Source organism: Paraburkholderia sp. J8-2 (genome assembly GCF_905220195.1).
GTDB lineage: Bacteria > Pseudomonadota > Gammaproteobacteria > Burkholderiales > Burkholderiaceae > Paraburkholderia.
In genome coordinates this window covers 1-488 of sequence record NZ_CAJMZA010000119.1, presented here as the reverse complement: position 1 = coordinate 488, position 488 = coordinate 1, and the positions used below count along the sequence as shown (strand labels likewise).

Annotated in this window: 1 protein-coding gene and 1 pseudogene; both read left to right on the top strand. The window is 56.6% G+C overall.

The features are described from left to right. Positions 1–27: 27 nt before the first annotated feature. Positions 28–318 (top strand): muconolactone Delta-isomerase, encoded by a 291-nt coding sequence (gene catC / locus U5A52_RS43075; RefSeq protein WP_110382889.1) that lies wholly within the window; start codon positions 28–30, stop codon positions 316–318. 54 nt (positions 319–372) lie between these two features. Then, positions 373–488, top strand: a pseudogene (locus tag U5A52_RS43070) (catechol 1,2-dioxygenase); the annotation flags it as partial.

Below are 488 nucleotides of genomic sequence, written 5' to 3'. Positions count from 1 at the left end.
CGGACACCTGACAAACGGAATTTGACGATGCTATTCCACGTACGAATGGATGTGAACATCCCGGCCGACATGCCCGCCAACGTCGCCAATGAAATCAAGGCGCGCGAAAAGGCGTACTCGCAGGAGCTGCAGCGCAGCGGCAAGTGGCGCCATATCTGGCGACTGGTGGGCGAGTACGCGAACTACAGCATCTTCGATGTAGAGAGCAATGCAGAGTTGCACGACATTCTTACCGCCTTGCCGCTTTTCCCGTACATGAAGATTTCGGTGACGCCGTTGTGTCGCCACCCGTCCTCCGTCAGGGACAACGACGCTTGAGCTGATTTCCCCCCAATACCAGGAAGCACCAGCCAGTATCAGGAGACAAATACCATGAGCGCAAAAGTATTCGAAACGAAGGAAGTGCAGGACCTGCTGAAGGCCGCTGCGAATCTCAATGGCGGCAGCGGCAACGCGCGTTTCCAGCAGGTCGTCTATCGACTGCTGGG